The organism is Halogeometricum sp. CBA1124, assembly GCF_009741955.1.
In the GTDB taxonomy this organism is placed as follows: domain Archaea; phylum Halobacteriota; class Halobacteria; order Halobacteriales; family Haloferacaceae; genus Halogeometricum; species Halogeometricum rufum.
Map to the genome: position 1 here is coordinate 1 of NZ_WPCD01000142.1, position 9,741 is coordinate 9,741.

The 9,741-nt window shown below is 68.9% G+C and carries 9 protein-coding genes and 2 pseudogenes; 7 read left to right on the plus strand and 4 right to left on the minus strand.

Features of this window, described 5'->3' with window-relative positions; genetic code table 11:
- Positions 1-739: pseudogene (locus GJ632_RS15150) on the plus strand (transcription initiation factor IIB family protein); the annotation flags it as partial.
- A 131-nt stretch (positions 740-870) separates the two neighbouring features.
- Here GJ632_RS15150 and GJ632_RS15155 read toward each other — a convergent pair.
- Positions 871-2,442, minus strand: a complete 1,572-nt coding sequence (locus tag GJ632_RS15155; protein ID WP_343161203.1) for a flippase activity-associated protein Agl23 — start codon at positions 2,440-2,442, stop codon at positions 871-873.
- Between GJ632_RS15155 and GJ632_RS25480 the strand changes: the two genes are divergently transcribed.
- From GJ632_RS25480 to GJ632_RS15180, 6 genes and pseudogenes are all read left to right on the plus strand, one after another.
- Positions 2,442-2,615, plus strand: a complete 174-nt coding sequence (locus tag GJ632_RS25480; RefSeq protein WP_343161204.1) for a hypothetical protein — start codon at positions 2,442-2,444, stop codon at positions 2,613-2,615. The two genes, GJ632_RS15155 and GJ632_RS25480, sit on opposite strands and share 1 nt — an antisense overlap.
- 65 nt (positions 2,616-2,680) lie before the next feature.
- The gene (locus GJ632_RS15160; RefSeq protein WP_089806768.1) at positions 2,681-3,034 is read left to right on the plus strand and encodes a hypothetical protein; all 354 of its coding nucleotides are present in this window, start codon (positions 2,681-2,683) and stop codon (positions 3,032-3,034) included.
- Between the two features lie 49 nt (positions 3,035-3,083).
- Entirely contained in the window at positions 3,084-3,518 is a 435-nt protein-coding gene (locus GJ632_RS15165) for a universal stress protein (RefSeq protein ID WP_191453391.1), read from the plus strand.
- Between the two features lie 305 nt (positions 3,519-3,823).
- Positions 3,824-6,137 (plus strand): annotated as a pseudogene (locus tag GJ632_RS15170) (alkaline phosphatase PhoX).
- Positions 6,138-6,325: 188 nt separating this feature from the next.
- A complete protein-coding gene (locus GJ632_RS15175) occupies positions 6,326-6,760 on the plus strand; it encodes a hypothetical protein (protein WP_191453392.1) in 435 nt (144 codons plus the stop codon).
- Between the two features lie 137 nt (positions 6,761-6,897).
- Positions 6,898-7,224: a 2Fe-2S iron-sulfur cluster-binding protein gene (locus GJ632_RS15180; protein ID WP_089806774.1), complete on the plus strand. Its 327-nt coding sequence runs from the start codon at positions 6,898-6,900 to the stop codon at positions 7,222-7,224.
- Positions 7,225-7,272: 48 nt separating this feature from the next.
- Here the strand turns inward: GJ632_RS15180 and GJ632_RS15185 are convergent, their stop codons facing one another.
- The 3 genes from GJ632_RS15185 to GJ632_RS15195 all read right to left on the minus strand — a co-directional run.
- Positions 7,273-7,914, minus strand: a complete 642-nt coding sequence (locus tag GJ632_RS15185) for a cupin domain-containing protein (RefSeq protein ID WP_191453393.1) — start codon at positions 7,912-7,914, stop codon at positions 7,273-7,275.
- Positions 7,911-9,065, minus strand: coding sequence for an MBL fold metallo-hydrolase (locus GJ632_RS15190; RefSeq protein ID WP_191453394.1), 1,155 nt, complete (start codon positions 9,063-9,065; stop codon positions 7,911-7,913). The genes GJ632_RS15185 and GJ632_RS15190 overlap by 4 nt, the downstream gene beginning before the upstream one ends.
- Positions 9,066-9,137: 72 nt before the next feature.
- Positions 9,138-9,741 (minus strand): methyl-accepting chemotaxis protein (locus GJ632_RS15195; protein ID WP_231751590.1); only part of this gene is annotated, 604 nt, incomplete at its 5' end.

The window sequence follows — 9,741 nt, forward strand, 5'->3', positions numbered from 1 at the left end:
AGTCCCGCGTCGGCGCTCCCATCACGGAGACGATGCACGACCGCGGCCTGACGACGACCATCGACTGGAAGGACAAGGACGCCTACGGTCGGTCGCTCTCCTCCGAGAAACGGTCGCAGATGCACCGCCTCCGCAAGTGGCAGGAACGCATCCGCACGAAGGACGCGGGCGAGCGCAACCTGCAGTTCGCGCTCTCCGAAATCGACCGCATGGCGTCGGCGCTGGGCGTCCCCCGGTCGGTTCGAGAGGTGGCGTCGGTCATCTACCGCCGCGCCCTGAACGAGGACCTCATCCGCGGGCGCTCCATCGAGGGCGTCGCCACCTCCGCGCTCTACGCCGCCTGCCGGCAGGAGGGCATCCCGCGCTCGCTCGACGAAGTCGCCGAGGTGTCGCGCGTGCCCCAGAAGGAGATCGGGCGGACGTACCGCTACATCTCGCAGGAACTCGGCCTCGAACTGAAGCCGGTCGACCCCAAGCAGTTCGTCCCGCGCTTCGCCTCCGCCCTCGGCTCTCCGAGGAGGTACAGGCCAAGGCGACGGAGATAATCGACGTGTCGGCCGAACAGGGGCTGCTCTCGGGCAAGTCCCCGACCGGCTTCGCGGCCGCCGCCATCTACGCCGCCTCCCTGCTCTGCAACGAGAAGAAGACCCAGCGCGAAGTCGCCGACGTGGCGCAGGTGACCGAGGTCACCATCCGCAACCGGTATCAGGAGCAGATCGAAGCGATGGGCTTCCGCTAGGCGGGTCGGTTCCGTTCGTTCGGCGTGCTGGCGCGAGCGACGGCGTTCGCTGCTCTCTCGCCGCTCGCTTCTCTCGGTCTCTCCGCCGTCTCTCCTCCGTCTCTGCTCTGTTCTCGTCGCCACCGCTTCTGTTATCCCTTCGTCCCGGCGTCGCTCACCGGCGCACGAACACGACCACCTCGCGGTCCCAGAGACCGAGGTGGTACGTCGTCGCCTCGTAGCCGTCGCCGAGTCTGTCGCCGACGGCGCCGGACAGCGACGGGGCCGCGACGACCATCGGGGGCGTCGAGCGATTCGCCGCGCGTTCGTCGAACGTCGTCACGTTCTTCGTGCTTATCGCGTCGGCGCCGGCGCGTTCGAAGTACCACGGGAGCGGCAGCCTGTTCCCCCAGTTCTGAACCACCGGCGGGAACTCGTTGCCGGGGTCCCACGCCGTGTAGTAGCGCTCGCCGACGTACAGCACCTCGGGCGTGGTGGGGTCGCCGTCGGCGACGGTCGAGGCGTTCTCGAAGAGGGGGTCGAGGTCGTCGCTCGGCTGAGCGAACTGCGCGAGTTCGTTCGTCCGGTCCGAGGGGCCGTAGCGCCCGCGGCGGTGACGGCGCCCGCCTGCGCGAGGAAGGCGACGAGGAGGAGGCAGACGCCGGCGACGGCGGCGGCGTCGCGGCCGTCTCCGCGCGCGAGGGCGACGGCGTGTCGGAGGACGCCGCGGCGCCGACGGCCGCCAGCGGCGCGAGGGGGAGGAGCACGTGAATCGCCACCCACGGCGCCGCCACCTCCGTCACCACGGGGAAGACGGCCACCGCCGCCGCCGCCCAGTAGGCGAACGCGTCCAGTAGCGTCCGGCGCTCCGCCGCGACGTAGCGGTTCCACGCGAAGACGGCGACGGCCGCGACGGCCGTCGGGAGGGCCACGCCGCCGAGCGTCCCCAGCAGGTCGGCGACGTACGGGAACAGTTCGTGCGTCCACGCCGGCCAGCGATTGACGACGCGCACACCGACGAACGACCAGAGCGCACCCACGGTGGACTCGTAGAGGACGAGGTGCCACGTCGTCGGTCTCGTCAGGCCCACTTCGACGTGCGGGCCGGCGCGCGGCGCGAACATGAGCACCGTCGTCCCGAGGAACAGGAGCGACGCGCGGGCCGCGGGCGCGGTTCGGCCGGCGACGCGCGACCGGAGCGACGCGAGGAGTCGCCGCGCGGACGCCCCGCCGTCCACCACGGCGCTGGGTTGGTCCACGAGGAGGACGCCGACGGCGACCCAGCAGAGGACGTAGGCGGCGGCGAACCCCGAGGAGGCGAACGCGAGTGCGAGGGCGACGGCGGCCGCGTAGGCGTCGCGTCTGCTCGCCCGGTCGAACGCGCGGACGACGAAGCCGACGAACGCGAGGGCGAACAGGACGAGCGGAACGTCGCCGCGGAGGAAGCGCGAGTAGTAGACGAGCAGGGGATGGAACGCGAGGACCGCGGCGAACGCGAGCGTCTCGGCGTCGTCCAGTCGGTCCCGAAAGAGCAGGGCGCACGACGGAAGCGCCGCGCCGAGGACGGCGACGGGGAGGCGGGCCGTCGCGTCGGAGCGCCGAGGACGGCGAAGACGACTCGGTCGAGGTGGTACAGCAGGGGGCCGCCGGCGACGGGGCGATACTCGAACGCGCCCGTCTCGAGGTAGCGGAGCGTCCAGTAGCCGACGCGGGCCTCGTCCCAGTGGAACGGGCGCGCACCGAGACCGACGAGACGGGCGAGGAGGGCGAGAGCGGCGAACGCGACGACGGCGGCGGCGACGCGGTCGGTCCTGAAGTCGAGGCCGAGAACCGTCGCCGACGCGTCGCCGGACGCGTCTCCGGGAGACATGGCAGAGAGTCCCGCGTAGTCGGGTAGAAACTTTTTTGGTCCCGCTCGCTCGGTTCGCAAGGCACAAGCCCGGTGCGGGCGGACGACTCGACATGGGAATCGTGGAGTCGTTGCCGCCGCGACCGCTGACTGCGAAGGAACTGATGGACCTGAACCGCTCGGACGCCCTCGAACTCGCCAGTCCCATCGAGGAGGAGGGCGACGCCAGCGGCGTCATCCTCGCCACCGACTCGTGGGTGAAGGGACTCGCCTACGACGACGCGGGCGAGGGGTGGACCGTCGTGGAGACGGTGTCGCTGGTCGACCGGGAGCGAATCGACGGCCTCCAGGCGTGCGAGACGGCCATCCTCGACTTCCGGGGCGAATCGGTCGGCGACGCGGACGGCGGGAGCGACGTGGACGGCGCGGCGGACGGGTCCGAAGCAGACGCGTCGTCCGCCGAGTGACCTCGGGCCGTGGACAGTTTCTAATCCCGGGCGCTCGAATCGACGGCCGATGTACGAACACATACTCGTGCCGACGGACGGTAGCGCGGCGAGCGAAGGTGCGGTCGAACACGCCGTCGACCTGGCGAAGCAGTACGACGCGACCATCCACGCGCTGTACGTCGTGGACTCGGGGTCGTACACGTCGCTGGAGGCGGGGTCCGACATCGTCCTCGAAGCGCTGAAGGACGAGGGGAAGACGGCCGTCGGTCACGTCGTCGACGCCGCCGAGGAAGCAGGCGTCGACGTCGAGTCGCGGGTGCAGACGGGGACGGCCCACCGGGCGATTCTCGACTACGCCGAAGCCGAGGGCTGCGACCTCATCGTCATGGGGACGCACGGACGGACCGGCCTGAACCGCTACCTCCTCGGGAGCGTCACCGAACGGGTCGTCCGCAGTTCCGACGTGCCCGTGTTGACGGTGCGAGCCGACGAGGACGAGTGAGCGGTCGGACGTCCGGCCGCGGCCAGCGAACCGGCTGACAGCGGCCAGCACCCCGCTGCGTCGAGACGCCGCCCGTGACCGACCGGTCGAACGGCAGCGACGGACCGGACTCTCGTCCGGATCAGACACTCTTCAGCGGGGTTATCTCACCATCCTTACAATTTTAATTCTGAGCGCTATTCAGTATTTTTGGGTAATTTCAAGATGTATGTCTATATTCGTCCCTTGGAGAGTCTTGCAATACAGTATATGTACGGAAAAACATTATAAATCTATTTTTACTGAGGTGTTGTGTGTCGAATCGCATGGTCGAATTTACTCGACGCAAACTGATGGCGACGTCCGTCGCGGCATCGCTCGGAGCGAGCGTAGCCGGGGCGGCGAGCGCAGACGAGGTAGAGGAGACGGACACGCCGGGGGCGCCGAGCGTCAGGGGAAGCCTGAAGCGATTCTCGACGACTGCGTTCGGGGCGGAGGTGACGGGGCCGTTCGTCTTCCACGACGGGTCGCTGTTGTACAGCCTCCAGCACCCGTCCGCAGAGAACGGCGAACCCTTCGACCGGGCGGGAGTCGGCTACTTCAACGGGTTCCAGTTCGAGTTCGACGGCGACAACGACGACTTCGAGGAGGTCGGAATCCCCGAGACAGAGGAGGAACAGCGGGACCTCCGCTCCGAGAGCGGCGACTACGAGATTCTCTTCTACGGGCGCGAACCGATCAACGGCGGTGACGAACTGCTCGGCGTGACGCAGACGCCGGACGGGACGGACATCATGCGCGAGAGTCCCGAGGACCCGGAGCGCGAGGAGCGACCCTACTTCGCGGGCACCCAGTACGGACTCGCCGCGAGCAACCCCGACTGCAACCAGTTCGTCTCGACGAACGACGAGGGGACCGAGGGCTACCTGTTCACCAACTGGGAGAACAGCCCCGGCAGCGTCTCCCGCGTCCCCCTCAGTCAGGACGAGGACGGGGAGTGGCACGCCGACCTGGAGAACGCCATGAACCTGACCAACACCGAGTCGCTGCGCGCTCACGGCGGGACGCGGATCAACTGCTACGGCGACTTGACGCCGTGGGAGACGATGGTGTCCGCCGAAGAGAACTACTCACACCCACGCGTCAACCAGACGGCCAAGGTGAGCGACATAGTCGAGGCGGGAACCGGACTCGGACTCGTCGGCGCGGCCCATTTCTGGAACCGGCCGAACCCCAGCGAGATTTCGAGCGCGATATCGACGTACGCGGAGAAGGACCACATCGACGAGGACTTCAGCCCGCAGGGCTACTGGTCGCTGACCGGCGTCGAGTTCCTCGCGTACTACCTCGGCTCCGACCAGAACGACCAGGTCGACGACCAGAACCTCCGGACGACGCCGATTGACGACGTCTACCCGAACCCCTACCGCTACGGCTACTTCGTGGACTTCCGCGAACCGGCGGCCGACGAGCCCGAAGCGGTCAAGTACTACGTCATGGGCCGGGCGTCGTGGGAGGCCCCGGACTTCCAGGGCGACAACAAGACCGTCTACGGCTGTTCGGACGGCGACAGCAAGGGCATCTACAAGTTCGTCGCGGACTCGCCCATCCAGTGGTACGACGACCCGATGCGGGTCGAGGGCACGCTGTACGCCCCGAAGATCACGAACGACGCCGCGAACGCCGAGGAGGCCGGCCAGCGGAACTCCCCGGCGGACGTTCCCCTCGAGGTCGAGTGGCTGCCGCTCGGCCACGCGACCAACGCGGAGGTCGAGTCGTGGATCGCCGAGTACGACGACGTCACGCAGGTCGACTACCTCGAGGCCCACGCCGAGACCAACTGGGCCGACGACCCGGCGGCGGCGCTGCGCGAGGCCGACCGAACGTCATCAAGAACGGCAACCAGAACTACATCTCGAACGAGGACATCGTCGAGTGGGCGAGACAGTACGAGGAGAACGGGCACGACGGCGCGACGAGGAACTCCGACGCGTCCCGTTCCTGGAGACCCGCGCGGCCGCGAAGGAGATCGGGGCCTCCATCGAGTTCAACAAGGCCGAGGGCGTCGACAGCGTCGACGACGCCGGGCCGGGCGACTACGTCTACTTCGGCATCTCCGAGTTCAACGACGACCTCGCGAACGACACGGGCGACATCCAGATGGACCGCGTGGACGGCGGCGTCGTCTACCGCGCCGAACTCGACGAGAACTACGACGTCTCGACGCTCGAACCGGTCATCGTCGGCCCCGACTTCACCGACCCGCCGGAGGACGCCGACGACGCGCTCCGGAACGTGGACAACGTCTACACGATGCGCGACGGGCGCGTCCTCTGTTGTGAGGACGGCTTCGGCGGCCCCGCCCGGTCGTACCCGAACGACGGGCTCTACGTCTACCAGCCCGAGAGCGTCGGGCCGACCGTCAGCGAGTACCTGAACGGGAGCGAGGAGACGGAGACCGAAGACGGCAACGGCGAGGAGAGCCCCGGCGACGGCAGCGACGGCAACGGCAATCCCGGTAACAGCAGTAGCGGTAACAGCAGCGACGGTGACGCCGGCGGCAACGGTAGTCCCGGTAACAGCAGTAGCGGCAACAGCAGTAGCGGCAACAACAGTAGCGGCAACAGCAGTAGCAGCTAACGACGGTACCGGAAGACGGGACCGGGTCCGCGACTGGAGCCGAGACGGCGTCGACCGCTCACCCGACCGCGGGAGACGGCCGCCGCACCGACGGGTCGGCGTCGCGGCGTTCGACGGGAGCGACACCGCGCCGGCGACGCGACTCCCCGTCCGTCGGTTCCGTTCTTCACCCGACTTCGAGAACAATCATGTCACAAACGAACGACCGAACCGAGAACGAGCAGCCCGCGGCGCCGACCGAGTCGGTCCACCGCGACTACGTGCTCGACGTCCGTATCGTCGAACTGACGACCGGCGACGACACCGTCTACCGGTTCGAGGCACCGCACCACGCGGGCCTCGAGTTCGAAGACGCCGAGACCGCAGAACTGTACGCCGACGTCTACTTCGACGTCAACGGATTTGAGGAGGCGGGCACCGGCGAGCGAGGCGTCCCCCCGGAGATAATCCAGGCCGGACGGGACACGCTCGTCGGCTACTTCCTCACGCAACCGTCCGTGGACGTCGAGTGGGTCGCCTCCTACTACGGCGAGAAACCCGAGAAGATACAGCGGTACGCCAACCGCGTGCGGAAGCGAGCGACCGAGATACGCGAGGGCGTCGCCGAACGGAACGTCGGCTGACCGAGCGACCGAGACACGACACGGTGGACCGACGACACGGCGGACCGACGAGTCGCCGCCACGACCCGATTCGACCTCTTTTCGCCGACGCAATCGCAGCATAAAGAGTTTTGCCGCGGTCCCGCAAACCGGATGCTATGACCGACTACACCGTCGAGTTCGTCGGGACCGGCGAGACGATTCAGGTCTCCGACAAGCAGACGATTCTCAAGGCCTGCATCGAGGAGGGCATCGCGCAGGAGTACTCCTGTCGCGTCGGCATGTGTCTGGCGTGTTCCGCCGAGATTCTGGAGGGCGACGTCGTCCAACCCGCCGCCCGGGGCCTCACCGACGAGGAACGCGAGGGCTACGCGCTGACCTGCATGGCGCGCCCCCAGAGCGACCTCAAACTGAAGCGCGGCGTCTACCCGCCGAGCATCGAGGACGACGCCGCGGCCGCCGCCGCCGCCGCAGACGACGACTGAACGCGTCGCTTCTCCGCGCCGTCTCGTCGTCGCCCACACGTCGGACAGTCACTCGTACTCCGGATAGTCGCTCGTGTAGCCGACCGCTCGACCCAGCGGTGCCAGCAGGCGGACGCCGAGTCGCTGGAGCGACAGGGGGACGGCGGCGAGGTACAGCAGGTCGTCGTACCGTTCGAGTAACACCGCGAGTCTGAGCGGGTTCAGCGGCATGCCCGACGGCGTACTCATGCCGTCGCGGGCGAGTCCGTAGGTGACACGCATGAACCGCTCCGTCCGGAGGGCGGGACGGACCTCGCCGACGAGACGGAGTTCGTCGGGCCCCTCGTTCCAGAAGCGGTGTCGGTCGCCCTTCGGAATCGTGACGCGTTCGCCCGCGTCGAGCAGGTGCGTCTCGCCCTCGTGCCAGACGCCCATCCGGCCCGAGACGACTTCGAGCGTCTCGTCCTGTTCGGGGTGGACGTGTCGCATCGGCCCGTGGGAGTCCGGCGGCGGCGCCAGCCACATCTCGAACCGGGCGTACTCGCCGCCGGTGTCGGCCGCCGTGGCGACGTACCGCACCCGCTTGCCGGCCGTCGGACAGTCTATCTCCTCGACGCCGTCGTCGGTACCGTTCCGGTCGCCGTCGGCGTCGGCCCCGCGTCGGTCCGACCCGCCGTCGCGTCGGTCCGCCGCCGGTTCGGCGTCCGTCACGACTCGCCCGCCTGCGACACGGCGCAGTTGTTCGGGCCGAGTTCCAACTCGAACGCGTCGGCGTCGTCCACGTCGGTCCGGCCGAGGTTCGTCTCGATTATCTCCTCGTAGTTCGCCGGCCGCGGCGGCATGTCCGAGAGGACGTAGTCGACGAACTCGTCTTCGTCCATCGAGAACGCGGAGAGTCGGTCCCGCAGGTCGCCGAGTCGCGCCGTGTACGTGCCGTCGTCCGCCCGCGACGTGGCACCGCCGTAGTGACAGGGGGCGATGCGAACGTCGTCGTCCATCTCGCCGTACACTGACCGGAGCGTCTCGTGGAGTCGGCGGGCCATCGCCTCGGCCCCCTCGTCGCCCGCTTCGAGGTCCGGGCGGGCGACGCTGTCGAGGAACAGGCTGTCGCCGGCGAGACAGAGGTCGCCGAGGCGGAAGGCGGTCATCTCGGAGGTGTGTCCGGGGGCGCGGACGGCGGTGAGCGTCACGTCGCCGACGCGAATCTCGTCGCCGTCGGCGACGAACTCGGCGGCGGCGTCCGCGCGAAGCCCCCGTTCCCGGGCGGCGGCAGGGTAGACGGGCGTCGCCCCCGTCTCGTCGGCCAACCGGCGGACGCCGCTGACGTGGTCGGCGTGGACGTGCGTGTCGAGGGCGGCGACGAGGTCAGCGCCGTACTCGCGGACGTCGGCGACGTAGCGGTCGGTGAACTGTCGAAGCGGGTCCACGACCGCCGCCTCGTCGCCCGAGACGACGAGGTAGGCGAGACACCCGCTGGAGGGGCGGTGGTACTGGTAGACGGCGGCCTCGGCGTCGAGTCTGACGACGACGGAGGCGTAGACGCGCGCCCAGCCGCGCATCCCGTCTTCGAGGTTCTCCGCGTCGAACCCAGCCTCGTCGAGGAGGTCCGCCACGTAGTCGCTGGCCTCGCCGCGCCCGCAGACGACCACGACGAACTCGTCGGGGTCCAGACCGGCCTCGCGCGCGGTGGACGCAACCGTGTCGCCAGCCTCGGCCACCATGAACTTCGAGTACGGGACGAGCGTCGTCGTGACGGCCTCGTCCTCGATGTGCCACTCCTCGAACTCGTCGCGGTTGCGCACGTCGAGGACCGTGACGGGCTCACCTCGTTCGAGTCGGTCGTAGAGCGCTTCGGGCGTCATACGTATCCGTAGGACGCTTCGGCCGAATATAGCTGCCGCCGAGCGCGGGCGAGACCGACGCGCGGTCGCCGCTCAGTCTCCCGATTCGTCGGCGAGACGACGGCGGACGTGGTCGGGCATCTCGTCCACGCCGCCGTCGGTGCCGACCGAGGCTGGCGGCGTCCCGTCTCCCGTCGCCGGCGTCTCCGCCGCGGCCGCCTCCCCGTCCTCGACCGCGAGTCGCTCGCTCGCCGCGCTGATGGCGTCGACCTGCTCGGCCTGCTCTCGACTCGCCTCGGCGACGTCCTCGACCTGCGAGGCGACCCGTTCGGCCTGCGTGCGCGTGTTCTCGACCGCGCTGGACACCTGTTCGGCGCTCATCGCCTGGTTGTCGGTGGCGTCGGCCACCTCCGCGATGCCCTCGGACGTCCGCTCGACCGCGTCGACGATTTCGCCGAGGCTGTTCATCGCCTCGCCGCCGCGTTCGATTCCCTCGTGGAGTTTCTCGGTCGTCGACGCCAGACTCTCGACCGTCTCGTCGGCCTCGGACTGGACGCCTTTGACCGTCTGTTCGACCTCGCTGGCCTGCGCCTGCGACTCCTCGGCGAGCGACTTGACCTCCTCGGCGACGACGGCGAACCCCTCGCCGGCCTCGCCCACGCGGCGGCCTCCGTGTTCGCGTTCAGCGCGAGGATGT